At 68.4% G+C, this 25,820-nt stretch carries 18 protein-coding genes; 11 read left to right on the forward strand and 7 right to left on the reverse strand.

Going from position 1 to position 25,820, the window contains the following annotated elements; translation table 11 throughout:
- Positions 1-165: 165 nt before the first annotated feature.
- The 7 genes from KA419_17285 to KA419_17315 form a co-directional block, all read right to left on the reverse strand.
- Positions 166-2,298, reverse strand: coding sequence for a hypothetical protein (locus KA419_17285; GenBank protein MBP7867687.1), 2,133 nt, complete (start codon positions 2,296-2,298; stop codon positions 166-168).
- Positions 2,295-3,074, reverse strand: coding sequence for a prolipoprotein diacylglyceryl transferase (locus KA419_17290; protein ID MBP7867688.1), 780 nt, complete (start codon positions 3,072-3,074; stop codon positions 2,295-2,297). The genes KA419_17285 and KA419_17290 overlap by 4 nt, the downstream gene beginning before the upstream one ends.
- Before the next feature lie 329 nt (positions 3,075-3,403).
- The gene (locus KA419_17295; GenBank protein ID MBP7867689.1) at positions 3,404-4,186 is read right to left on the reverse strand and encodes a protein-L-isoaspartate(D-aspartate) O-methyltransferase; all 783 of its coding nucleotides are present in this window, start codon (positions 4,184-4,186) and stop codon (positions 3,404-3,406) included.
- Between the two features lie 16 nt (positions 4,187-4,202).
- Entirely contained in the window at positions 4,203-5,009 is an 807-nt protein-coding gene (locus KA419_17300) for an alpha/beta hydrolase (protein MBP7867690.1), read from the reverse strand.
- Positions 5,010-5,058: 49 nt separating this feature from the next.
- Positions 5,059-6,288 carry a DUF362 domain-containing protein gene (locus KA419_17305; GenBank protein ID MBP7867691.1) on the reverse strand — a complete coding sequence of 410 codons (1,230 nt, stop codon included), beginning with the start codon at positions 6,286-6,288 and terminating at the stop codon, positions 5,059-5,061.
- Entirely contained in the window at positions 6,285-7,229 is a 945-nt protein-coding gene (locus KA419_17310; GenBank protein MBP7867692.1) for an RluA family pseudouridine synthase, read from the reverse strand. Before KA419_17310 ends, KA419_17305 begins: the two co-directional genes overlap by 4 nt.
- Positions 7,230-7,243: 14 nt before the next feature.
- Entirely contained in the window at positions 7,244-7,447 is a 204-nt protein-coding gene (locus KA419_17315) for a hypothetical protein (GenBank protein MBP7867693.1), read from the reverse strand.
- A 164-nt stretch (positions 7,448-7,611) separates the two neighbouring features.
- Between KA419_17315 and KA419_17320 the strand changes: the two genes are divergently transcribed.
- From KA419_17320 to KA419_17370, 11 genes are all read left to right on the forward strand, one after another.
- The gene (locus KA419_17320) at positions 7,612-9,537 is read left to right on the forward strand and encodes a response regulator (GenBank protein ID MBP7867694.1); all 1,926 of its coding nucleotides are present in this window, start codon (positions 7,612-7,614) and stop codon (positions 9,535-9,537) included.
- Between the two features lie 9 nt (positions 9,538-9,546).
- Positions 9,547-13,146, forward strand: a complete 3,600-nt coding sequence (locus KA419_17325) for a diguanylate cyclase (protein MBP7867695.1) — start codon at positions 9,547-9,549, stop codon at positions 13,144-13,146.
- Between the two features lie 265 nt (positions 13,147-13,411).
- Positions 13,412-13,894 carry a TlpA family protein disulfide reductase gene (locus KA419_17330; GenBank protein MBP7867696.1) on the forward strand — a complete coding sequence of 161 codons (483 nt, stop codon included), beginning with the start codon at positions 13,412-13,414 and terminating at the stop codon, positions 13,892-13,894.
- Positions 13,891-15,276, forward strand: coding sequence for a hypothetical protein (locus KA419_17335; GenBank protein ID MBP7867697.1), 1,386 nt, complete (start codon positions 13,891-13,893; stop codon positions 15,274-15,276). Before KA419_17330 ends, KA419_17335 begins: the two co-directional genes overlap by 4 nt.
- 377 nt (positions 15,277-15,653) lie before the next feature.
- On the forward strand, positions 15,654-16,031 hold the full coding sequence (locus KA419_17340) for a GntR family transcriptional regulator (GenBank protein ID MBP7867698.1): 378 nt from the start codon (positions 15,654-15,656) through the stop codon (positions 16,029-16,031).
- A gap of 4 nt (positions 16,032-16,035) precedes the next feature.
- Positions 16,036-16,926 (forward strand): ABC transporter ATP-binding protein, encoded by an 891-nt coding sequence (locus KA419_17345; GenBank protein ID MBP7867699.1) that lies wholly within the window; start codon positions 16,036-16,038, stop codon positions 16,924-16,926.
- Positions 16,904-17,647 (forward strand): hypothetical protein, encoded by a 744-nt coding sequence (locus tag KA419_17350; protein MBP7867700.1) that lies wholly within the window; start codon positions 16,904-16,906, stop codon positions 17,645-17,647. The genes KA419_17345 and KA419_17350 overlap by 23 nt, the downstream gene beginning before the upstream one ends.
- 12 nt (positions 17,648-17,659) lie before the next feature.
- On the forward strand, positions 17,660-18,367 hold the full coding sequence (locus KA419_17355) for a hypothetical protein (GenBank protein MBP7867701.1): 708 nt from the start codon (positions 17,660-17,662) through the stop codon (positions 18,365-18,367).
- 13 nt (positions 18,368-18,380) lie between these two features.
- Complete coding sequence (locus tag KA419_17360) at positions 18,381-19,850, forward strand: beta-lactamase family protein (GenBank protein ID MBP7867702.1); 1,470 nt, start codon at positions 18,381-18,383, stop codon at positions 19,848-19,850.
- 1,265 nt (positions 19,851-21,115) lie between these two features.
- On the forward strand, positions 21,116-22,252 hold the full coding sequence (locus KA419_17365) for a tetratricopeptide repeat protein (GenBank protein MBP7867703.1): 1,137 nt from the start codon (positions 21,116-21,118) through the stop codon (positions 22,250-22,252).
- A 1,151-nt stretch (positions 22,253-23,403) separates the two neighbouring features.
- A complete protein-coding gene (locus tag KA419_17370) occupies positions 23,404-25,635 on the forward strand; it encodes a hypothetical protein (GenBank protein MBP7867704.1) in 2,232 nt (743 codons plus the stop codon).
- The last annotated feature ends 185 nt before the right edge of the window (positions 25,636-25,820 follow it).

Below are 25,820 nucleotides of genomic sequence, written 5' to 3' on the forward strand. Positions count from 1 at the left end.
TTCTGTGATGTTACAGAACCGAACCCTCTTCGACATCAACCGAATGAATGGAAAGAACATCCAGGCAGATAAATCGTCGGGTACCACCCGACAATTTAGTGCTTGACATTACGTGGGAAGTCCGGAGAAAGCGGCAGCTCGAAGACTCGCTGCCGCAGATCCAGGTCAGCGCTGGGCCGTCACGGCGCTGATGAAGTCGAGTTGCTGGTTGTAGAACAGCTCGAAGGCCATGACGGGCTGGTCCGCGTGGACGTGGACGTAGCCGCTGGCCTGGTTTTCCAGCGTCCCGATCCCCTCGATGGCCGCCAGCTCCCGCACGTACTTCTCGCCGGGCGCCAGGGTCCGCACCGCCGGCGTCCCGTTCACGGTCCCATCGCTCTTGTGCACGGTGATGGTCACCTGGGCCGACGCCGTGGGGCTCGGGTTCACGATGGCCAGGCCGCTCACCCAGTGGATGCCGCCGACATTCCCCGTGGCCACCTGGGCGAAGTAGAGGTCCCAGAGGCCGTCCGCCTGCAGGGGCAGCGTGGACTCGTAGTGATGGTCCCCGGGGTGGCCGAAGGTCACGGCCCCGAGGAAGGCGGGCTCCGGGGTGACGTCCGGCGAGGAGACCTTCAGCCACCCGTTGACGTTGCTCCCGGCGGGCAGCCCCATCTGGGACTCGTCCAGGGTCAGGGCCCGGTTCGCCCCGATGGTGAGATTCACCGGGGGCCCCAGGGCCGTCCCGTTCTCGGCGTAGGGCGTCAGGGTGAGGGCGTGGTCCGTGGCCGTGGGGTTGACCACGTGGAGCCGGGTGCCGAAGACCCCGGTGAAGGAGACCACGTGGGAGGCGAACAGGGTCTTGCGGGCCTCGGTGACGTCGACGGCGTTCACGGAGGCGATGGCGGCGCTCCCGTAGCGGATGTTGGCATTGGCCACCACCCCGCCCTCGTTGGCCACGATCTTCAGCGCCCCGTCGAAGGGGGCCTTGCCGGCGAAGATCGTCCCCAGGTCGGCCGTGTGGACCCCCAGGGCGGGAACGGGCACCGTGGACCCCGCGACCGTCCCCGTGCCGGTCAGGCCGGTGAAGGTCACGTTGACGGGGGTCAGGCCGGGGTTGGCCACCATGATGCGCGTGGTGTAGCCGTTGGTCCCCTGGACGCGCGGAACGTAGCCTTCGGCGAAGGTCTCGCTGAAAACGGGGGCGCCGTCCAGGCCGGCCAGCCCCGAGGGGCCGAAGAGCTGGCTGAGGAAGAAGCCCCGCATCCCGGTCTTGCCGGCCTTGGCCGTGGCCCAGGCCGTGGCGGCCCCGGTGAGACCGAAGAGGCCGTCGGCCTGGTAGGCCCCCTGGCCGCCCGCGGGCCAGGCCAGGGTGTTGGGGGTCCCCACGGGGGAGCCGTCCGCGCCGTAGGCCCGGAACTCCACCTGGTCCGCCTGGGCCCCCACGTTCACGAAGCCGTACCCCTCGTCGGTGACCCCCGGTTCGAAGGCCAGCCGGGGGAAGTAGAGCTGGCGGTAGGTGAAGCCCCCCCCGAGGTCGTAAACGGCCGTCCCTCCCGGGGGAGGCACCGCCATCGCCGGGGGGATGGTGATCTCGGCCGGGGAGCTGCCCGCCTGGACGGTGACGACGGGGACATCCTCAATCCGCGTGACGGCCGGGCAGAGGGGCAGGTAGTAGGTCTGGCCGTCGAACTCGTACCGTGCCGCCACGATCCCCTTGAGGGCCATGGGCCCGGTCTGCCCGGAGGGCCGGTAGAAGTCGAGGGAGATCTCGAACCACTGCTCGGGGGAACCGTAGTCGGGGACCAGTCCGTCGGGCACCCGGACCACCGCAAACTCCTGGCCGGTCTCGGCATTCAGGCTCGTCGAGCCCGTCAGGGGCAGGGAGGGGATGTTGGGGTAAACCGTGAGGGGGGCCACGTGCCCATGGTAGTCGTTGTATGCGGCCGTGAACACCGAACAGCCCGCCGGCACCTGGAGGATGGCCACGCCGACAAACCCGGCGGGCGCCACCCCCGGGGCCTTGATGGTGGTCCGGCTTCGGTAGAAGGACCCATCGTTCCGGTGTTCGTCCTTGTAGAGGTCCTGGAGGGTGACCGACCCGGGCACGGCCTCCTCCTGTCGGGGCAGCGTTCCGCCGAACCACCCCTCGATGGAGACTTCCCCGGCGTTGGTGACCATTCCCCGGAGGGAGAAATCCGGTCCACCCGGCTCCGACATCTTCCGCCCCAGGATGCTGGAGATCGAGCAGCCCCCGATGAGCAGGGGGGCGCTGACGGCGAACGCCAGGAGCACGATCAGTTGAGTGCGGTACTTCATTTTTTCCTCCTCGTGGATGGGGTGGGCGGGACGGGGCGAAGGCCGGCCTTCCGGCCCGCCAGGGGAAGCGCCAGGGCGGCCAGGGCGAGGAACGCCGCGCCGCCGCGCAGCCAGGGGAGACGGTCCGGGGGGATGTCGCCCCGGTGGAAGGTCACGATCAGGTAGACGGCCGCCGTCGTTCCCAGGGCGGCGCCGGCGGCCACGCCCGGCGCCGCCCGGCGCCGGACCGGCGGCGCCAGGGCCAGGGCGCCGACGGCCAGGGCGCTCAACCCGAGGTAGAGCTGCGCCGGGTGGACGGGGGTTCCCGGGTACAGCGCGTGCGCCGGGGAGCCGGGCGGGAAGACCACCCCCCACGGCAGGGTGGTCGGCGCCCCGTGACAGCACCCCGCGAGATAGCAGCCCAGGCACCGGACGACACCGAAACAGACGGCGAGGATGGGGACCAGCACGTCCAGGGCCGGGACCGGCGGGATGGAACGTACCCGCGCGTAGACGGCGAACCCGGCGGCGGCCAGCAGGGCGGTGGGGACGAATGAAAAGTGGCCTTCGGAGGGGACCCGGCCCGCATGGAGCGCGCCGGCCAAAAACGCCAGGGCCGGGGTGGCGACGTAGGCCCCCAGGCCGATCAGGCTCAGGTTCAGGACGTCGCCGGCCGACAGGGTGTCCCGCGGCCGCAGCCACAGGGCCAGCGTGACGCCGACGACCAGGGCGAGGGACACCGCCGCCCCGTAAGTGTGGATCTCCAGCCCGAAAAGGTGTCCCAAGGTCGGCTGCACGTGTTTACCCCCGGCGGGTCGCGCGTCGCGAATGGCGCATTCGTGCTTTCATGATAAGGCCGGGGGAAAAAAACCGCAAGGGGGCAAAGCGCCGTCAGCCGGAATTCGCGGCCGCCGGGGGGGGAAAGGACGAAAGGACCAAAAGGACCAAAGGGACCCAAGGGACGGGAAGAACGAGAAAGAAAAAAGGACGAAAAGGATGAAAAGGATGAAAAGGACGAAAAAGACAAAAAGAGCGATTTCTCCGTTTCATCCCTTCCGTCCTTTTGGTCCTTTTGGTCCCTTTGGTCCTTTAGGTCCTTTCGTCCTTTGGGCCTCTTCGAACCCGCTCACCGGGCGCCGTGCACCAGGGGCACGAAGCGCACCGGCAGGAGCGTTTCGTACCCGACCCGCCCCTCCGTGTCCCGGGTGACGAGGGTCAGTTCCTGGGTCTCGCCCGTCCCCCCCACCGGGACCACCATCCGGCCGCCCGGGGCGAGCTGCCTCACGAGATCGGGGGGGACCTCGGGCGGTGCGGCGGTGACCAGGATGACGTCGAAGGGCGCCTTCTCCGGCCACCCCTTCCAGCCGTCGCCCACGCGGCAGACGACGTTGGCGTACCCGAGTTTTTTCAGCCGGTCGGCGGCTTCCAGGGCCAGGGGTTCCAGGATCTCGACGGTGTAGACTTCCTTCGCCAGGAGCGAGAGGACCGCCGCCTGGTAGCCCGAGCCCGTCCCCACCTCCAGGACCCGGTCCGAGGTTTTCACGGCCGCCTTCTCCGTCATGTAGGCCACGATCAGGGGCTGGGAGATGGTCTGCCCGTACCCGATGGGAAGCGGGTGGTCCTCGTAGGCGCTCGGGACGCACTCCGGCGGGACGAAACGGTGCCGCTCCACCGCCCGCATCGCCCGGAGCACCCGCGGGTCCCGGACGCCCCGGCCTTCGATCTGGTCCCGGACCATGGCGAACCGCGCCGCCGTGAAGGGGTCTCCCTTCCCGCCGCCTTCGCCGTACCCGGCGGCGTCTTCCGCGTATCCCGGCCCCGGACCCGCCGAACGGGGCCGGTCACAACCCGGGAGCAGGAGGAGCGTGATGACTGCCAGGAGAAGCGTTTTCATGGCCGCCTCGGACATCCGTGGTCCCTCCCGGTCACTGGCCGAAAAAGCGCTGCATCTCCGCCAGGCAGCGGTCCCCGGCGTCGAAGAAGAGCGAGTTGTGCCCCGAACCGTCGATCGAGACGAAGCGTTTCGGCTGCCGGGCGGCCGCGTAAAGGGCTTTTCCGTGGTGGTCGGGGACGATGCGGTCCCCGGTGGCGTGGATGAAGAGGACCGGGCAGGTGACGCGGCCGATCTTGGCCAGGTTGTCGAACTTGTCGAAGGGGAGGAGTTTCCAGCGGGTCAGGACCCGGAAGGCGGACGTGAAGCCGCTCTCCACCACCAGGCCGCCCACCGGCTGCCGGGCGGCGAGGTCCACGGAGGGCCCGCTCCCCACCGAGCGTCCGTAGGCGATGATCCGCGAGGGGTCCACCCCGCGGTCCCGGGTGAGCCATTCGTAGGCGGCGTCGATGTCGCGGTAGCAGTTCGTCTCGGAAGGCGAGCCCCCGCTCCGGCCGTACCCCTCGTAGTCGTAGGCCATCACCGAGTAGCCGGCTGCCTGGAAAGCCCCGAGGAGGGTGAGGCTGACCCCGAGGTCCTCGGCGTTGCCGTGGCTGTAGAGGACGACCTTCCCCCCGGGGTTCCCCTCGAGGAACAGGGCGGCGATCGGCGTGCCGTCCGGCGCCCGGAGCCGGAGCTGCCCGGGCAGGTCCCGGTACGTGGGCGCGGGGGGCACGAAGATCATCCCGTTCGCGAAGAGGAGGGCGAACAGGTACAGGGCGCCGTAGAGGATGAAGGGAAGCAGCAGCATTCTTTTCCAGGACCAGCGTCCGACGAGGACGCTCTTCAGTCGGGGGTGCATGGGGTGTCCTCCGGCATCGTTCGCTTTCGCGGGCCCCTTCCCCGCCCGGTCACCGGCGGCGGGGGTGCACCAGGCGGGCGGCCAGGTCCCCCAGGCGGTTCAGGGTCCGGTTGATCTTCAGGGTGCGGTCCAGGACGGAGCGTTTCAGCTCGATGGCCCGGGCCGGGCAGAACTCGTGGCAGCAGTAGCACCGGATGCACCGGTGACGGTCCACCTTGCCCCGCCACGACGAGGCGGGGTCGATGGCGGTGGGGGTGACGGGACAGCCGTCCCGGCAGCGGTTGCACCCGACGCAGCGGGCGGGGACGATGACCGGCCGGGGCGCCCACTGCCGGCGCATCCATCGCAGGATCGGGCGCGGCAGGGGCGCGATCCGCAGGACGTCGTGGAGGTGCCCCACCGGCTTGAAGTCGGGGACCCGCAGCGCCTCCGCGGACGGGCCCCAAACGTCGACGTCCTCGAGGCGGCCGGGCCCGAAACCCTGGCGGCGGGCCGCCCGCACCGTCGGCACCAGGTCCGGGTCGAGCCCGATGAGGCCGCAGGCGAAGAGGTCCAGGGCCATCACGTCGTCCGAGGCGGCGAGGACGCCCACGTGCCGGGGGTCGCCCCCGCTGGGCCCGTCGCCCTCCATGGCCGTCACCGCGTCCATCACCGCCAGGGCCGGCCGGTAGGCCCGGTTCAGGTCCACCATCAGGTCCGCCAGGCGGTCCGCGTCCATGAAACGGAAGTGGTACTGCCCCTTCAGCACGCCGGGGACGAGGCCGTACTGGTTCTTGACGGCGCAGGTCAGGATCATCTGCCCGTGGTTCTTGAGCTTGGGCAGGGTGATGAGGACGTCCGCCTCCGTGACCGCCCGGGCCACCGTCAGGACCTTGCCCAGGGTGTTCTCCGGGTGGTGGGTCACCACCTCCGTGGTGAAGTCCGCCAGGGGGGCGCCGTGCTTCTCGAGCACCGGGAGGAGGCCGCAGGCCGCGGCCACGGTCTGGGTGCGCCCCACGCCGGGGCTGTCGCCCACCACGGGCTTCCCCCCGGCCCCGACGACCAGGGCGAGCACGGCGTCCACCACGGCCGGGTGCGTGGTGACCGCCTTCTCGGGGGGCATGGGCGCCAGGAGGTTGGGCTTGACGAGGACCCGCTGACCCGGCTTGACGAAGCGCGACATGCCGCCCAGCCGACCCACCAGGCCGGCCACGGCGTCCCGAACGGCCCCGGGCTCGTAGTCCGCCACCCGGGCGGACGCCACGGCGGGGCGGCCGGCGGGGGTCGGCGGGCCGTTCACGCGGTCTCCAGCACGTTCAGAACGCTGACCAGCTCGGGGGGCAGCGGGGCTTCGAAGGCCAGGTCCTCGCCGGTGAAGGGGTGGTGAAACCCCAGTTTCCAGGCGTGGAGGAAGAACCGGTGCATCCCCTCCACCGCCCGCCGCAGCCGGGCGTCCCGGATGTTCAGGTGCCGGTTGCCGCCGTAGGTGGCGTCCCCCGCCACCGGGTGGCCCGCCGAGGCCAGGTGGACCCGGATCTGGTGCGTCCGCCCGGTGTGGAGGACCACCCGGAGGAGCGAAAACCCCGGATACTCCCGGTCCACGAACCACTCGGTCAGGCAGGGCCGCGCGTTCGGGGCCCGGGTGCTCATCCGGGTCCGGCGGTAGGGGTCGCGCCCGATGGGCTTGTCGATCCGCCCGTGACGGCCCTCCAGGTGGCCGTGCACCAGGGCGGCGTACTCCTTGTGCAGCTTCCGGTCGTGGAACAGGCGGGAGAAGGCGAGCTGGCTCTCCTCGGTGAGGGTGACGAGGAGGAGCCCCGAGGTCTCCTTGTCGAGCCGGTGGACGATCCCCGGGCGAAGGACGTCGGCGCCGGGGAGCTCGCCGAAGTGGTAGGCCAGGGCGTTCGCGAGGGTCCCCCCGGACACGCCCGCCCCCGGGTGCACCACCATGCCCGCCGGCTTGTCCAGCAGGGCGAACCACTGGTCCTGGTAAAGGATGCGGATGGGGATGTTTTCGGCTTCGAGACGGGGGGCCTCGCGGGGTGCGAGGTCCAGGGTCACCCGGTCGCCCCGGCGCAGGACCTGGGCCGCCTTGGCCTTCAGGCCGTTGACCCGGAGAAAGCCGTCCTCGATGCACTGCCGGAGACGCGAACGGCTGGTCCCCTCCACGTGGAAGAGCACGGCGCGGTCGAGACGCATCCCGATTTCATCGTCCCCCGCCGTGAAGGTGATTTTCCGCATCGCCCGCCGAGCCTTCAGCCGAAGGTGATGACCCGGGTCCGGATGAGAACGCCGGCCACCACCAGCGTGAGCCCGCTCAACCGGAGGAGGTTCAGGATGAGGCCCCGGTTCGGGACCTCCTGCCCCGAGCGGTTCCACGACCAGGTGAGGACCTTCGGCATGACGATGAAATCCAGGGCGCCGATGATCATGAGAACGATGCCGACGGTCGGTTCCATGTTCCCTCCTGTCCGATGCGCCGCGGTCGAGGTGCGGCTGCGGATGGGCCCCATTCTATCCGGAAAACACGGCCGGCGCCAGAAAAACCGGAAGCTCAGGAAAAGGAAAGGGATTGATTCTCCTCCTCCCGGCGGCTATAATGGGAATGTTACTCGGAGGAAAAATGAGTGCCGGCCTGCGGATTCTCCTCGTTGACGACGTCGCGGCGAACCGTGCCCTGATCAGTGGCGAAATCGCCCGGGATTTCCAGAACGCCCGCTTTCTGGAGGCCGACTCCCCCGAGGCGATCCGGGACGCCCTGGCGGCGGGGCCGGTGGACGTCGTGGTCACCCGGTACGGCCCGGGGGGGGACCCGGGGCGTTCCGTCCTCGAGGCGGTTCGGCAGCGCGCGCCCGACTGCCCCGTCATCATCTGCTCGTCCGAGGCGAACGAGGAGACCGCCGTGGAGGCGATCCGGTCGGGGGCCGCCGACTTCGTGCTGGGGACCGGCGGCGGTTACCGGCGCCTCGGCGGCGCCATCCGGTCGGCCCTCGACCACTGCCGCGACCGGGAGGCCATCCGGCGGAGCGAGGAACGCTACCGTCGGTTCTTCCGCGAGAACGTGGCGGCCAACTACATCGCGTTGCCCGACGGCGCGCTGCTGGACTGCAACCCCGCCTACTGCAGCCTCTTCGGTTTCGACGACGAGATGGAAGCCATGAACACCCCCATCGCCTCCCTGTTTCCCACCGAGGCGGGGTGGGACGAGTTCACCACCCTCCTGCGCGAGAACGGGAAAGTGGAACTGATGGAGACCGAGCTGCTGCGGCCGGACCGCAAAGCGGTGCAGGTGATGCAGAACGCTGTCGCCACCCTGGACGCCCAGGGCGGCATCCGGGAGATCCGGGCCTACCTCCTGGACATGACCGAGCGGCGGAAGCTGGAAGCCCAGCTGCTCCAGTCCCAGAAGATGGAGGCCCTCGGGCGGTTGGCGGGCAGCATCGCCCACGACTTCAACAACATCCTGACGGCCATCTCCGGCTACTCCGAGCTGCTTCTCATCGGTCTGGGGGAACGCCACCCCATGTGCCAGGAGGTCCAGGAGATCAAGAAGGCGGGGGAACGGGCCGCGGACCTGGCCCGCCAGCTCCTCTCCTTCAGCCGGCAGCGATCCCGGCGCCTCGTCCAGATGGAAATCAACAAGGTCCTCAAGGACATGGAGAACATGGTCCGGCGGCTGATCGGGGAGGACATCCGGCTCGAGGTGGAGGCGGCGCCGGACGCGGGCTGCATCAACGCCGACCCCGGGCAGATCGAGCAGGTCATCATGAACCTCGCCGTCAACGCCCGGGACGCCATGCCCACCGGCGGCATCCTCCGGATCGAGACCGCCCGGGTCGTCCTCGACGCCGACTACTGCCGGACCCAGATCAACCTGGTTCCGGGCCCCTACACCCTTCTCCGGGTCTCGGACACGGGGTGCGGCATGTCCGCCGAGACCATGGAGCACCTCTTCGAGCCGTTCTACACCACCAAGGAAAAGGGCAAGGGCACGGGGCTGGGCCTTCCCACCGTCTACGGGATCGTCAAGGGCTTCAACGGGATGATCCTCGTTTCCAGCGAGCCCGGGGCCGGGACGGAGATCAGCATCTACTTCCCCCACCTCGAGGCCCGGGCCCCCGAGACCGCCGGCGTCAGCCCGCCCCCCGTCGCCGAGCTGGGGTACGAGACCATCCTGCTGGTGGAGGACGAGGACTCCGTCCGGCGCCTCGCGGCCCGGTTGCTGACGGAGCGGGAATACCGCGTGCTGACCGCCTCCGGTTACGAGGAGGCCCTCCGGGTCAGCCGGGCCCACGAGGGGGTCATCCACCTGCTCATCACCGACCTGGTCCTCGCGGGAAAGGGAGGGGGGGAACTCGCCCGGACGCTGCGGCAGGAGCGGCCCCGCATCCGGGTGCTCTTCATCTCCGGGTACTCCGACACGATGATCGCCTCCCACAAGGTCTTCCTGGCCGGCGCCGAGTTCCTGGAAAAACCCTTCTCACCGGAAGCGCTGGCACGAAAAGTCCGGGGGGTCCTCGACAGCGGCCCCGACCCGATGACGGGCTGAGGGGGCCGGATGACGCTCACCCCTCCCGTGTCCAAGCCGCTCCCCCGGGCCTCCTTCCGGCCCCGGGGCGGCGTCCGCCCCGTCGTGCGGCGCCGGGGCCTTTTCGTCCTGGTCCTGGCCCTGGTGGCGGCCGGTTTCGCTCACCCCCTCGACCCGGCCCGGGACGTCACCCAGTACGTGGTTGAGATGAAGACCACCGCCCACGAGCTTCCCCAGAACTCCGCCATGGCCATCGTCCAGACCCGGGACGGTTACCTCTGGGTGGGCACCTACGACGGCCTCGCCCGTTTCGACGGCGTCCGGTTCGTGACCTTCGACAAGTACAACACCCCCGCCCTGCAGCACAACTCGATCCACGCCCTCCTGGCTGACCGGCAGGGCGGGCTCTGGATCGGCACGCCCAAGGGGCTCGTCCGGCATTTCCAGGGGGAGTTCCGGAGTTACACCACCCGGGACGGCCTGACGTCCGACGCGGTCCAGGCGATCTTCCAGGACCGGTCGGACCGGATCTGGATTGGCACCAAGAGCGGGCTGAACCTCCTGGAAGCGGGAGTCATCAAGGCTTTTCCGGGCCACGCCGCCCTCTCCGGGGTCTTCATCTCCTGCCTGGCCGAGGACGAGCAGGGGACCCTGTGGGCGGGGTCGAACGGGAGTGGCGTTTACCGCTTGACGCCGAAAGGGTTGTCTGTTCTGAACACCGCCGCCGGGATGCCCTCGGATTCGGTCTGGTCCCTCTGCACCATGCCCGGCGGGAAGGTCTGGGCCGGCACCACCGCCGGGGTGGCGGTCCTGGACGGTGGGGTCACCGGGGTCATCGGCACCCGGGACGGCCTGCCGAACGCCGACATCCGGGTGGTGTTCCGTGACCGCCACGGCCTGCTGTGGCTGGGCACGGCCGAGGGAGACCTCGTCCGGTTCTCCGGCGGCCGTTTCCGGGTGCTGTCCCTCCGCTCGGACGCCCTGAACCGCATCTGTTCCATCATGGAGGACCGGGAGGGCAGCCTCTGGGTGGGGACCTACCGGAGCGGGGCCGTCCAGGTCAGGGACGACAAGTTCGTCCTCTGGAACAGCCGGAACGGCCTCCCCGTCGACCAGGTGCGCTCGGTCTGCGAGGACGCCTCCGGGAACCTCTGGATCGGAACGGTGGGGGGAGGCATCGTCCGTCACGACCCGGCCGGTTTTCGCGTGTACGGGCTGAAGGACGGCCTCGCCAACGACCGGGTCTGGTCCATCGCCGGGTCGCCCGACGGCTCGGTCTGGTTCGGGACCTACGGGGGGGGCCTGCACCGGCTCAAGGACGACCGGGTGACGGTCTATTCCACCCGGGACGGTCTCTGTCACAACGTGATCCGGGCGGTCTGCGTGGATTCGCAGGGGCGAGTCTGGGTGGGGACGGACGGAAAGGGGGTCGATGTCCTGAAGGACGGGAAAGTGATCGCCCACTACGGGAGGGACGAGGGGCTGTCGGACGACTTCATCTACGCCATCGTGGAGGATTCGGCGGGGGCCGTCTGGATCGGCACCTACGCGGGGGAGATCAACCGGGTCCAGGACGGGAAGGTCACCGTCTTCGACGTGCACTCGGGCCTGGCGAAGAACTCCATCTGGACGATCCACCCCGATGCCGACGGCCGGTTGTGGATCGGCACCAGCGACGGCGGGTTGGTGCTGTTCCGCAACGGCCGCTTCCAGACCCTGACCTCCCAGAAGGGCCTCTTCAGCGACGTGGCCTTCCAGATCGTGGAGGACGGCCTGGGCTACATGTGGATGAACAGCAACCGGGGGGTTTACCGAGTGCGGAAGCAGGACCTCCTCGACTGCTTCGACGGCCGGCGTCCCTCGGTTCAGCAGGTCCCCTTCGGCAGCGACGAGTCGCTCAAGGGGATTCCCGCCACGGGCCCGGCCCAGCCGGCGGGGTGCCGGACCCGGGACGGGCGCATCTGGTTCTGCAGCCTCCGCGGCGTCGCCGTCATCGACCCCCTGAACATCACCGAAAACCCCATCCCGCCGCCGGTGGTCATCGAGCGGGTCACCGTCAACGGCGTCCCCCAGCCGCTGGGAAAACCCCTCGAGGTGGGGCCGGGGAAAGGCAACCTCGAGGTGCAGTACACCGGTTTGAGCTTCCTCTACCCCGAACGCATGCTCTTCAAGTACCGCCTCGACGGGTTCGACCCGGACTGGGTCACGGCGGGGCACCGACGGAGCGCCTACTACACCAACCTTCCGCCGGGGCGCTACACCTTCCGGGTCACCGCCTGCAACGCCGACCGGGTCTGGAACCCCGGGGAGGCCTCCTTCGCCCTGGAACTCCGCCCCTGGTTCCACCAGACCTCCCTGTTCGTCATCCTGTGCGTCCTGGCCGCCGTGGTGGCGGGGTGGATGCTCTTCCGCCTCCGCCTGGCGCACCTGAAGCGGAAGGCCGCGCAGCTCCAGGCCCTGGTCGAGGAACGGACGCTCGACTTGCAGGCCCGCAACAACGAACTGGAGACCATGGACACCATCGTCAAGATCGTCAACCGCGCGATCGAACTCGACGAAGTGCTCCACGCGCTGCTGCGGGAAGCCATCGCCCTCTTTCCGCGGGCCCAGAAGGGCGGGTTCCTGATTTTCGACGAAAGCTCGGGGACGTTCCGCGTGGCGGCCTCCGTCGGTTACGAGGAGGAAAAGGTCCGGCGGGTCTCCTTCGGTTACGACGAGGCCATGGCCCGGTACACCGCCCGGTCGGACCGGATCGAGCAGGACGTCTTCCTCATCCGTTCGGTGGAGGCGGCGGCGGCGGGCGACCGGGTCTCGGAGATCCCCGTCCCCCGCTCCATGCTGGCCATGGCCGTGAACCTCGAGGGCCGCACGGAGGGCTTCCTGATCCTCGACAACATGGAGGACCCCAACGCCTTCGACAGCTCCGACGTCCGGAAGCTGCACCGGCTGCGCGAGCACGCGGTGTCGGCCATCAACAAGGCGCGCATGCTCAACAGCCTGGCGCGGGAGAAGGACCGGACGCTCCAGGCGCTCAACGAGATCCGGGACGCGCACGAGAAACTGGAAATGGCCTCCCACGCCCTGGAGGAGGCCGCCCGGACCGACCCCCTGACCCGTCTCTCCAACCGGCGGGACATCATCGAGCGCTTCAAGCTGGAGCAGGTCCGCCAGGCCCGCTGGGGGAAACCCTTCGCCGTCGCCATGGGCGACCTGGACGACTTCAAGCAGTTGAACGACCAGTACGGCCACGACTGCGGCGACCTGGTCCTGGTGACCGCGGCGGAGCGGATGCAGTCCGCGGTGCGGCGGGCCGACCTGATCGGCCGATGGGGCGGGGAGGAGTTCCTCTTCATCTTCCCCGACACCGACCTGGACGGGGGGGTGACCGTCGCGGAGAAGATCCGCCGGAGCATCGCGGAAAGCCCGGTGGTGTACCACGACGTCCGCCTGGACATCACCATCACGCTGGGGGTTTGCCTCTACGACCGGGTCGAGGACATGGACGAGACCCTCAAGCGCGCCGACGAGGCCCTCTACGAGGGCAAGCGCACCGGGAAGAACCGTGTCTGTGTCGCCCGGGCGAGACCCGCACCGGACGCCCCCCCGCCCGAAGCCGCCCCGCAAGGTTGAGGGCGCCCGAAGGACTGAAGGACCAAAAGGACCCAAAAGACCAAAGGGACATCCAGAACCAGGATCGTGAGGGTTGGCTTGTCCTTCAAGTCCTTTATGTCCTTTGGGTCCCTTGGTCCTTTCCGTCCCCCCTCCGGCCCCGGGCGCGGGTAGCCCTCTCCCGAAAAAAACATTTCTCTCCCATCGTGAATCCTTGTATAGTGGCCGGTTCTCCGGCGCCCGCGGCGGGCCCCGGGAAAACCGAGCGAAACCCTGGAGGTGCACGATGCGGAGACGACTGCTGGTGCTGGCCGGGCTGACGTGCCTGGCGTTCGGCTGGGCGCTGCCCGGGGCGCTGCCCGATTTCACCCTGAACACCCTCGACGGCAAGGCGTTCAAGGCCTCCGAGGTCCTGGGGAAGCACATCCTTATCATCGATTTCTGGGCGACCTGGTGCGGGCCGTGCAAGCTCTCCCTCAAGAAGTTCCAAGACATCCAGGTGAAGTACCCCGACGTCCGGGTCCTCGCCGTCTCCGTGGACGAGTCCTCGGCCTACAACGCCGTGAAGCAGTACGTCCAGGGCAAGGGCTTCACCTTCACGGTCCTCCTGGACACCGACAGCAAGGTGAACAAGATGTTCAACCCCGAGGCCAAGATCCCTTTCACCCTGATCGTGGACAAGTCGGGGAACATCGTCTACACCCACACGGGCTACACCCCGGGTGACGAGAAGGAAGTCATCCGGAAGATCGAGGAACTCTCGAAATGAGGCGGTCCCTCGCGCTTTCGGCCCTCGTCCTCCTGGCGTCGGCCCCGGCCTGGGGCTTCGAGTACAGGGGCATCACCTTCTACTTCACCAACGAGACGATCTACCAGTACAACAAGCTTTCGGACGTCCAGGACGAGTACTTCAACTCCACCTCCCTCTTCGTGAAGTACGGCCAGTGGTCCGGCGGGCTCACCTTCCGGGGCTTCAACTACTACAAGCAGGACCCCAACAACGCCCTGACCCACGGCGAACTGGAGCTGTACCGGAAGTACGTCCAGTTCGACAGCGAGCACGTGGACGTCACCTGCGGCGACTTCTACGCCATGCTGGGGCGCGGGGCGACCCTCTCGGTGCTCCAGAACGACAAGGCCTTCCGCGAGCGCACGATCCTCGGGGTCGACGTGCAGGTCCAGACGAAGCACCTGCGGTTCCGGGGACTGGCCGGGCGCGTCAAGGACGAACTCCAGAGCCAGGCCTGGAAGGTCTACGGCGGCGAGGCCATCGTCAACATTGCGAAGGACCACCGGGTCGGCCTGCACGTCTCCCGCATCGAGGACGACGAGCCCTTCATGTTCATGGGCCCCCGGAACACGGGGACCGTCAGTGCCGAGGGCGGCAACATCCTGGGGATGTTCAGCTACTACGTCGAGGCCGGGAAGATGGAGTTCGACAACGTCTTCCTGGACGACGGCACCGGGGTCTACGGGAACGTGGGGTTCAACCGGAAGAACGTCTCCGTCACCTTCGAGGTGAAGCGGTACAAGAGCTTCGACAACGGGCTCAACAACCCGCCGTCCGCCGACCGCCCCGACGAGGCGGCCTACATGATCGACTCCGAGAGCGCCATGCTCCACTGCCAGTACGCCTTCTTCTCCCCCGACGTGGTCCTCCAGTTCAACGTCGGGCGCCTGAAGGAGTTCGGGATCCCGGGCCACGAGATCTACGGCGGGGTGAGCGCGGAGGACCTCTGGGAGAAGATGAACGTCTCGGCCGTCTACGGTGTCAAGCGGCTGTCCTACCCCATCCGCCGCTGGGACGCCTCGTACCTCTACCGGTTCACCGACCGGCTGAGCGCCGAGTTCACCTTCCGGGACAAGCGTTACACGGTCTACACCTACAAGTTCGGCGAGACGGACTGCGCGTGGCAGTTGTCGCTTTCGCCCTACGGCTCGGCCTTCTTCAACTACCAGCACTCCGCCCAGCCGGTCATGGACCGGAACCACTTCTACAGCGGGGGCATCCGGGTCAACATCCGGGAAGGGGCCTATGCCGAGGCCATGGCGGGGACCGTCCGCGGCGGGGAGGTCTGCTCCTCGGGCCAGTGCTTCTACATGCCGCCCTTCAAGGGCCTCAAGGTCTCCCTCTACGTGACCTTGCGATAAACCCCGCCCCCGTGTTCGTCGCCGGTAAGTTCGTCGCCGGAGGGGCTCCGATCAGGTTCCGGAGCGAAGCGGCACCGGGCTCGGGAAAACCGGGCGGCGGCCGGCTGGAGAGAGACGGGGAGTGCGGCGCGAAGGCCTGACGGAGCGCCGTTTTCCCCGCGCACCGCCGGGAAAAACCGTTCCACAGGGCAAAACCTCGCCCGGCGGTCCGCCATCCTCTACACGATTCCCGAATAAATTCGCGATATTCGCGGGAAAATCCCTTGTTGCGACAGTTTGCGGGGGCGTTAAAAAAACGCTTGACACGGAAACCTGACAGCTGTATATATCGTATTAGCACAGTAGGTGCGTTGAAAACAGAAAGAGGATGCGTACCCATGCTGCTGAACCTGACGGACCTTTCGGACGAACCGCTGCAGAGCCAGATCTTCCGGCAGGTCCGCGCCCTGATCCTGAGCGGCGCCCTGGCGGCGGGCGAGATGCTGCCGTCCATCCGCGCGCTGGCGCAGGAGCAGAAGGTGAGCGTGGTGACCGTGCAGCGGGGTTACGAGAGCCTCGAGCGGGAGGGCCTGATCCACTCCCGCCGGGGCAAGGGGTTCTTCGTGTCCGACCTCGGCCGGGACGAGCGGACGGAACGGGTCCGCGCCGGCTTCGTGGAACGGATCGCCCCCGCCCTGGACATCGCCCGGGGCGAGGGGATGACCCCGGCGGAAATCCTGGAGGCCGTCCGGTCCGCCCTGGGTTGCAAGGAGTGACATCATGAGCGCCGCCTTCGAGTTTTGCCAGACCGTCAAGTGTTTCCCCGGTTTTCAGCTCGGCCCCCTGGACCTCGCCCTGGACCCCGGGAAAATCCTGGCCTACGTGGGGGTCAACGGCGCCGGGAAGACCACCACCCTGAACTGCCTGGTGGGCCTGCTGAAGCCGGACGCCGGCCGCATCACGGTCTTCGGGCGGCCGAACGACCCCCGGGACCCGGCCTGGAAGCAGGACATCGGTTTCGTCGGCGACCGGCACGTCTTCTACGAGCGGTGGAGCGCCGCGGAGAACCTGCGATTCCTCGCCGGCTTCTACCCGGCCTGGGACGACCGGAAGGCGGGAGCCCTCGCCGCGCGCCTGAGGCTGCCCCTGCAGCGGCGCGCCCGGGACCTCTCCGCGGGGAACCGGGTGAAGCTCTCCCTGGTGGCGGCCCTGGCCCACTCCCCCCGGCTGCTGGTCCTGGACGAGCCCACCGCCGGCCTCGACCCGGTGGTCCGGCAGGAACTTCTCGACGAGCTGCTGGAGGTCATCCAGGACGAGGAACGCGCGGTGTTCTACTCCACCCACGTCCTGGCGGACATCCGGCGGCTGGCCGACGAACTGGCCTTCCTGGACGAGGGGCGGGTCACCCGGCGCGCCACCCCCGCCGACCTGGAGGGGGCGTGGCGGCGAATCAACTTCCGGTCCGACCGGGACGACCTGTCCGTCCTCGCGACCGTCAGCCACCGCCGGGAAGGCCGCGAGCACCAGGTGGTCAGCGAGGACGGCGCGGCCACCCTGGCCCACCTGGCGGAGCTGGGCGTCGAGGTCGGGGAGGTCAGCCGCCTGGGCGTGGAGGAGATCGCCGTTTACATCCTCCGGGGAGGCCGCCATGTGGCGCCTGATCCGCGCTGAACTGTCCTACCGGGTGGTGCTGCAGGCCCCCGCCGTCGCGGTGGTCCTGGCCCTCTACCTTGGCCTGACGGCGTTGCCGGACCTGCTGTACCTGCCGGCGGTCCCTTTCCCGCGGAAGATGACCGTGGCCTTCGTGGCGCTGTCCTACCTGGCCGTGATCGGCGCCTTCCACCACCTCACGTCCCCTCACGGGGCGTGGCGGCGGGAAAGGCGGGCCCGCTTCCTCCTGGCGCTCCCGGTCACGCCCCGGCAGGTGGGCCTGGCGCGGGTGCTGATTCCGGTGCTGGAGTGGGCGGGGTTTTGCGCCACCCTGCTGCTGGCGCTGCTCCTGGCGGGAGACTGGGCGACGTTCTGGTCCGGGGGCGTGTGGCCCCGCGCGCTCGCGACCCTCACGGGGGCCTTCTGGGCCGGCTCGTCCTGGTTGATGGGCCTGGACGACTTGGGCGAGCGCCTCGGCAGGGGGCGCCGACCCCGCACCGTCCGCCTGGCGGACACCCTGTCCACGGTCGCGGTCGCCTCGACGGTCCTGTTCTTCGTGACCTTCTGCCTGTTCCTGATCCGCTCCCTGCCGGGGGCACCCCCCCCGGAACCGGTGCGCGGCGCCGTGACCACCTTCTGGTTTGGTTCCTGGACGGGCGCGGCGACCCTCTGCCTCGGCGGGGCCGCGATGCTCCTGGCGAGCGTCGGGACTTTCGCGTGGCGGCGGGCGTATCTCGCGTGAGGGGAGGGCGTCATGTGGCGAATTCTCTTGGCGGAACTGAAGTACCATCGCACTACCGCGGCCTGCCTTCTCCCGGCCGCCTTCGGGGTGTTCCTCTTCCTGGCCCTCTCCGGCGTGAACGACACGGCCCTGCAACAGGGTAAAAACCTCGGCTTCCTCCTGTTCTTCGTCATGTTCATGGGGTTCCTCGTCACCCTGATCCTGAGCCCGGAGACGCGGGAGGGGCGGGACCGCCTCCTGGCCCTCCTCCCGCTGTCATGGCACCGGGTCGCCCTGGCCCGCCTCCTGGTCCTGCTCGCCCACTGGCTGTCCTACGGCCTCCTGTTCCTCGTCGCGGGCCTGGCGCTCCCCGGCGCCGTCCGGCTGGACGCGCCGGTCTTCACGGCCCTGGCGGCCCAGACCGGGATGGTCTTCCTCACCGTGAGCTTCGGCTCGCTGCACTTCGACTTCGCCTGGCCCGCCTTCCGGGCCCGCGATCGGGTCGGCCCCGTCAAGATCCTGGCCGCCCTCCTGATGGGGGCGGTCTGGTGCCAACTCTACCTGCTCACCTTCATCCAGCTGCTCTGCCTGCTCGACTGTTTTCACGAACGCCCGGCGACCCTCTTTTTCCGTCTCTACCAGTCCCCCGCCGCCGCCGTCGCGCTGCTGGCGGCCGGGCTGGCGGCCAGCCTTCTGACGGCCGTAAGGATCGAGCGCCCGGCCGCGTCCACCCGGGCGTGAGGAGGAGAACGTGATGAAAGCGCTCGCCCTTTTCCTCGGTGTCGCGGTCCTCGTGCTCCTGCTGATCCTCCTGACGGGCTGCGCCGGTCCCCGGTCCGACGCGCAGCGGATCGCCGCCGTCGAGCGCGGCCTCCTGCCCGAGGGCGCCTTTCCCCCCTGGACCGCGGAGAGCCTCGCCTCCCGCATGCGGCACTACCGGGTCCCCGGCCTGGGGATTGCCGTGATCGACGGCTGGCGGGTGACTTGGGTGCGCGGTTACGGCGTCACGGAGACCGGGCTGGGGAAGCCGGTCACGGTGGACACCCTCTTCCCGGCCCTGGGGAACAGCGCCATCGTCTCCAACTACCTGGCCATGATCCTGGTGGAAAAGGGATTGCTCGACCCCGACAGGGACGTGAACCAGGTGCTCCGGACCTGGAAGGTCCCCGACAACACCTTCACCTCCCGCCGGAAAGTGACCCCGAAAATGCTGATCGAGTTCAATTCTTCCGGGCTGAACGAGTTCCGGAGCGAAGGGTACGCTGCGGGCACTCCGTACCCTTCGCTGGTCCAGGTCCTCTCGGGCGAACCCCCCGCGGTGAATCCGCCCGTTCGGGTCGTCGCCGAGCCGGGGACCCCGCACGGCGGCGGCCAGTGCTTCCTGGTGGAAACCCTGGTCCTGGAGCAACTTATGGCCGACCTGGAGGGTCGTCCATTCCCGGAAATCGCCGCGGACCGCCTCTTCATCCCCCTGGGTCTTTACGCCGCCACCTTCGAGCAGCCGCTCCCCGCAGACTTCCGGGAACGGGCCGTCACCGGTCACGTGGGGGGCGTCCCCCTGCCGGGGAAACGGCGGGTCTACCCGGACCGGGCCGCCATGGGGCTCTGGGCGACGCCGGCCGACCTCGCCCGGCTCGTGGCGGAGATGTGCCGGTCTTACCGGGGTCTCTCCAGCCGTTTCGTGTCCCGTGCCACCGCCGCCCGTTTCCTGGCCGTCGACCACCCGAACTACCGGCACTACAGCAGCGCCACCGGCGGCGAGAGCGCCATCCTCTACAACCCCGCCACGGGGCAAGGCGTCGTCCTGATGATGAACGGCGGTCCGGACGCCGGCGGTCTCCGGGACGAGATCCTGCAGTGCCTCTTCCGCCAGTATCGGTGGACCTGGGGCTACGACCTCATCTGGAACCCGACTTTCAAGCAGGGCTGGATGCTGGTGCTCGCGCTGGTCCTGGCGGGGCTGATCGCCGCGCTGACCACCGCGCTGCATCTCCAGGGGAGGCGTACCGCCCCGCGCCCGGCCAGGGACACCCACTCATCCCGGAGCCGGGACACCCGGGTAATCCGGGAAGACAGCCAGCAAATGAAGCCTCAAATGAAGGACACCCACTCGATTCGAAGCCAGGAAACTCTCCCGCCCCAGGGAGAGGACACCCATCGGCCCCGAACCGGGGACATCCAAAGGCCCGGGGCCGCTGCTTGGCCCGACAAGGAGGAATCATGAATACATTTCGACGGACGTTTTTCGTTGTCTGCGCCCTCGTCCTGTCCGGCGTCGTCGCGGTGGGTCAGGCGGAGAAGGCCCCGTCCCCTGCGGACGTCACGGAGCGCGAGTACTACGCCATCGAGATCGACGGGACCCTCTGTGGCTACATGGAGGGGACCACCACCCCCTTCGAGGAGAACGGCCGGGCGCTCCGCCGGGAAGAGGCGGTGGTGAACCTGAAGCTCTCGATCATGGGGGCGGGGGTGGACATGACCATCTGCTCCGTCGCCCACGTCGATCCCTCGACGGAGCGGATCGTCTTCGCCGACCTTGACCTGCTGCAGGGGACGACCCGGGTCGGGGCCACGGCGGTGATCACCCCGCCCCGGGCCCGCTGGACCCCCAAGGCGGGCGGTGTCCCCAAGGACCTCGACGTGCCGGAGGACCTGATCCTGGGCAGCCTGGGCCCCCACCCCCACCTGTACCGCGACTTCGTTCTGAAGAAACTGGAACGGGCGGAGTACACGGTGCTGGACCTCCTGCGAGGCGAGGTCCAGAAGAGCGTCGTCACCCGGAAAGCTCGGGAGACCATCGAACTGGCCGGCGCCGCCTTCGACACGGTGGTCCTGGAGGAGGTCAACCAGGGCACCGGCCTCAAGACAACCCAGTGGCTCGACATCCGGCAGGACCGGGTCCTCAAGATCACCTTCCTCAACCGGGTGATCTACCGGACGGACGCTCAAGTCAAGGACCGGATCCAGCGCGCCGACCTGAACGGGTCGATGTTCGCCAAGGTCAACGTCGCCATCCCCGACCCGCTGTCCCTGACCTACCTCAAGGCGAAGGCCGTCCTGGACACCGCCGGGGAGCGGGTCACGGCGGAGAGCCTCAACGTCCCGGGGCAGAAGTTCGAAGGGACGGTGACGGACAACCGGGTGGAGGGCGTCTTCGAGATCGGCCATGCCCGTTACGACGGGAAGGACGCCCCGCCGTTCCCGCCGGACTTCCGCGCCGACCCCGCCCTGGCCCGCTACCTGGCCCCGGAGAAGTTCATCGAGTCCGACGACCCCGTCCTGGTGGCCAGGGCCCGCGAACTGACCGCCGGCTCGAAGGACGCCTGGGAGGCGGCGAAGCGCCTGGTCCGCTGGGTGGCCGACGAGATCGGGTACGACATCCCGGGCGGCGCCACGGCCAAGGGCACCTACACCGTGCGGGCCGGCGAGTGCGGCGCCCACTCGCGCCTGCTGACGGCCCTCTGCCGCGGCGCGGGGATCCCGGCCCGGATGGTGGTGGGCTGCATGTACACCCACCTCAACGGCGGGTCCTTCGGCCAGCACGCCTGGACGGAGATCTACATGGGCAAGGCCGGCTGGGTCAGCGTGGACTCCACGGCCCACGAGATCGACTTCGTGGACGCGGGGCACATCCGGCTCGGCCAGGAGGCCACCTTCATGCCCAAGAAGATGGAGATCCTCGAGCACCGCTCGGCGTCCGCCGCCTCGCCGGCGGCGCCGGAGACGGTCCCCGAGCGGTACGCGCCGTACCTCGGGTCCTATTCCGACGAGTCCGGGCCGATGGAGCGGGCGGTCTTCCGGGTCCTCTACCGGAACGGCGGCCTGGCGCTGGACATCCCGGCCCGAATGGTCTGCGAACTCAAGGAGCCGTCCCCCGAGGGGATCTGGTTCCTGAAGCTGACGGACCGGGTCGGGGTCCGCTTCGAGAAGGACGCGGCCGGGGCCGTCACGGGGCTGAGCATCTTCGAGAACCTCACCCTGCCCCGGAAGGAAGGGGAGGCCCCTGGCGCCGCCGGAACCCCGGACGCGCTGCGGCCGTTCGTCGGCGACTACAAGCTCCCCATGTCCGAGGCCGTGGTCCGGGTGTCGGCGGCGGACGGCGTTCTGGTGCTGGACCTCCCCCGCCGGGGAAGGGTCACCCTCGCCGGGCCCGACGCGCGGGGGCGGTGGCTCGACGCGCGGGGGAACGGCGACCACTTCACCTTCGTCCTGGACACGTCCGGCCGCGCGGTCTCCCTGTCGGCCTTCCTCGGGGAGATCGTACCCCGGGGCACCCTCGCCGCCCACCGCGTGGAGGGCGTCATCCGGGAAAAGGGCTTGAGCGACGGCCTGGAGCTTTACCGTGAACTGAGGGCCGCGCCGCCCCCGGACTGCCGCTTCTCCGAGCAGAGCTTCAACCTGCTCGGCTACCGACTGCTCGGCCAGGGCAAGACCCCAGAGGCAATCGCGATCTTCCGGCTCAACGCGGAGGCGTACCCGGCGTCCGCCAACGTGTACGACAGCCTGGGCGAAGCGTACCTCAAGGCCGGGGACAAGGCGAAAGCGAAGGAAAACTACGCCAAGTCCCTGGAACTCAACCCGAAGAACGAGAACGCCCGCAAGGCGATCGACAGCATGGGGGAATGAAAGGCCCTCACCATTTGATCTGGACGCCGATCTCCACGATCTGCTCGGGCGGCACCCCGAAGGCCTTGGTGCCGCACTCCGCGGGCGCGGGGAAGTCAAGCCGAACGCTTCCCCGGCGGAAGAGACCCGAAAGGCAAGGGCTCTCCCCCCGCCGCCTTCGGGGCGGGCCCTTTACTCGAGGCCTTCTCCCCCGGGGCGGCGCCGCGGACGCCGGCGACGGTTTTCCCGGCCGTCGATGCTTCACCGGCGTCCGCGGCTTGCCCCGGGCTGGAATGCGGATCCCCTTCGGGGAATCCAGCCTGCGGAAACGCTGATTGCCGCAACCGGCCCGGCACGGCGCCCGGGTGCCGGCGACACACGACGTGTTCACAGCATCCAGGGCCAGGACACCCATTTCCCGCACGCCGCCGCGCCCTCACCCCGTCAGGGGTGAAATGTTTGTAGTAATAGAGGTTATAGATTATTCCCCCCCGCGCGCCGCCGGGGGTGAAGCATGCTCCGGGGCGCCATCCCGGGCCGGCGGCGCGCGGGGGAGGAGAATCTTATTAACTGCTTTTTCTACAAATATTTCACCCCTAACGGGGTGAAGACGCGGAGGGCAGGATCCCGGCGGGGTGGCGGACCGGGGGTACGTTCCACACGGCGTGAGGAGAAAGCCAACGGGCACCAGGTGGCGGACCGGCGGGTACGTTCCACACGGGGTGAGGAGATAGCCAACGGGTGCCAGGCACTGCCTAAAGTCAGTGAAAGCGGCGCCCGACCCGGGCGAAAGCGCCCCCCCGGTATGAGGCAGGCCTCATCCACAGAAAAGGGGTGAGGCATCCTCACCGTGGATGGATTGGCGTCCTCCCTGTGCCTCCGCGCCTCCGTGAGAATGAAGTCCGGATATTCTCGCCGAGGCACAGAGGCACGGGGCGGACGCAGACCTCCCTGCCGAGACGGTCCACCTTTATCGCAAGGCAACCCCTCTCCAGGAACAAGAACGACCAGGCGTTCTCGACGGTTACGACCCCAACCGGTTTTCCCCTTGACAGAACCGTCTTTACTGCTTATATTTAAATTAGATTTAATAGCGCAACAGCGGTTTCCCTTTACCCTTGCCTGTTTTCCTTGTCCTAAGACTGTTCGACCCGAGCGTCGGATCCCAGGGAATGCCGCTGGGAAACTACCGGACCGAGGAGGGGATGATGATGAACGGCAGGAAAATCGACCGGAACGGGACAGGCTTGGCGTTCAAACCGCTGGCCCTGGTCATGTTGAGTGTATTGGTTTTCGGTTTCCAGCCCCGGGCGGTTCCCGCCACGGAGATCACCGCGGAGAGCGTGGCGACGGCCTTGAAGCGCGCCGTGACCCTGGCGGACCTGCCGCCCGGCTACAGGCAGGACGGCGAGATCGTCTCCAAATATTACCAGATCCAGGGCCTTGCGGATGCACGGGTCGGTTTCCTGCCGCCGGGGGCCGTCAGGTCGACCATCTCGGTGACTTTGAAGCTGTTCAAGAACCAGGCCGATGCCGAGGCGGACTTCCGGTGGGCGTCGGAGTACAGAACCCGGATCTCCGAGAATGTTATCGCCCGGGACGCCGGCGTCGGAAGCCGGAGCTTTCACGTGGGGTTCAGGAAATACCTGGACAGCGCCCACAGCCGTTACGAGATGGTGAGCCAGACCATCGAGGCCATGCAGGGGAACTGGGTCGTCCTGATCATCCTGTCCAATTACAAAGGCCAGAACTATTGTGACTTCAGCGACGCGGAGGCGGGGAACTTCCTTCGGAAGCTGGCGGCGACGGCCCTGGGCCGGCTGGGAGGTTCCGAGCCCGACAGCGAAGCGCCGGACTGCGGGAAAGCCGGGGCGCTGACCCGGTACCTTCAGGCCCTGCGGGCCCACCAGGAGAGAGTGGCCGGCATCGACCGGCGGCTGAGTGCGATGCTCGCGGAACGGGAACCGGATCCCCGGCAGGTCGTTGCCATCGGCCGGGAGGCCTTGGAGGCCGGGGGCGCATACCTCGGGACCCTGAGGGATTTCCAGCGGGGAGAAACCCGGCGGGGGCTGATGGAGGAACTGGACCTCCTGGTGGATACCACGGATCTCCTCAACAAGGTGGTGATCAAGTACCAGGCGCTGGCCCGGGTACCCCTGGCGCCGGTGAACCCGGAAACCCGGAAGCGGTCCCGGGACGAGGTGCTGAGCACACTCCTGGCCCTGGCCCGGGAGCAGTGCACCGCCCGGTTGGATTCGGAGGGCCTGCGGGACATTCTGAACAGCGCGAGCTGGGGGGAGGCCCTGGACCGGACGGTTTTCCACGTTCAGCGCAAGGTCAACGAGTTGCTGGACCGGGAAACCGAGAAGATCTTCGGCATCGGTTTCCACGACGCGCAGTCCGCCCGGCGGGCCCTGCAACTGCAGATGCGGCGGGAGGTCCGCCGCCACGTCGCGAAGCTCTTGGTGAAGATCACCAGCAACGAGATCGTCATCGAGATCCTGGCCGCCCCCATCATCCGATGGATCGAGCGAGACCTGCTGCCGCGGCTGCAAGAGGCGCTCCGCGAGAAGGGCCACCTGCCGGAGCGCGTCACCCGCTCGGTGCGGTCCCTGGAAAACGCCCGGGAGGCCCTGAACCGGCTGACCTGCGACGCCCGCATCCAGGACGTCCGGCAGGTCCTCGCCGCGGCCACGGGAACACTCAACGCCACCTGCTACCTGCAGAAGGACCTGAAGGCCGCCCAGGACTTCGACAAAATCACCACCTTGGGCAACGCCATCGGCAGACTGAAACAGACGATGCACTTGACATGGAGCCGGTTCCTGTTGTCCCCGAACGATTACGAGGACGACCTGCCGATCGTCGTCGACATGGTCGGCCAGTTGCTGGAAAACCTGCGGAGCAGCATCCCTGCCTTGCCCGACGAAGGGCAACGGTATCGGATCACCACCCCGGACCCCCCGGTCAACCTCGACCTCGCGGCGGATTTCATGCGCGGCCTGACCGGTGACGGCACAACGGGGCCAACCTCCATCCGGGCCACGGAAGCGGTTGTGAAGTTCTTTGAAAGCGACCTGAACATGGGCCCTCGATCCCTGAAGCGGTATGGCCAGAAATTCAAGGCCGCTTCGACCCGCGCCCTGTACTGGGAATTGAACCTGGCCTACCCCGCCCCGGGCCGGAGGATCGATTTCCGCCTCGACGCCACCTGGTACCGGGAGGATGGGAGCGTGCTGGTCCGGCAGACCCTCGACACCTACGTCGAGGCGGCCTGGGTCCATTCGCAGCACCTCCTGGGGTGGGGGTGGGAAGAGCCCGGCAACTGGGCGCCCGGGACCTACCGACTGGAGTTGTCCGTCAAAGGGAACAAGGTGGCCGAAGGGTTCGTCAAGATCAAGTAGAAGCCGAAGGGTGCCAGGTGCTATCCAAAGCCAATCTGATCAGGCAGACATAACAGCTTCGCGCCGCACTCCGCGGGCGTGGGGAAGGCAACCCGTGCGCTTCTCCACCGGATGAAGCCGCCATGCTCGAGGAGTCCGGCGTCCTCCTCTCGGCTTGACGACCCCCCAAAAGTCATGTTTTGCCC

Source organism: Acidobacteriota bacterium, assembly GCA_018001935.1.
Taxonomy (GTDB): Bacteria; Acidobacteriota; JAAYUB01; order JAAYUB01; family JAAYUB01; genus JAGNHB01.